Annotated in this window: 1 protein-coding gene; it reads right to left on the bottom strand. The window is 32.5% G+C overall.

The annotated features are described in order from the left end of the window. Positions 1 to 268, bottom strand: a 268-nt coding sequence (locus ACYU7A_RS14890; protein WP_460577791.1) for a hypothetical protein, incomplete at both ends; no start/stop codon positions are given.

Below are 268 nucleotides of genomic sequence, written 5' to 3' on the forward strand. Positions count from 1 at the left end.
TCAGCATTATTTGGAACTCCACAAGCAACAACTGTATTAGAACCAAAACTATCACCATCCGCATCTAAATATTGAATTTGATTATCATTACAATCAAAATTATTGGTAACACCACAATTTGTTATAAAATTAGAACCAAATCCATCGCCATCAGCATCATAATACTGCAGTTGATTATCGTTACAATCAGCATTATTTGGAACTCCACAAGCAACAACTGTATTAGAACCAAAACTATCACCATCCGCATCTAAATATTGAATTTGAT

The sequence above is a fragment of the Flavobacterium koreense genome (assembly GCF_054776075.1).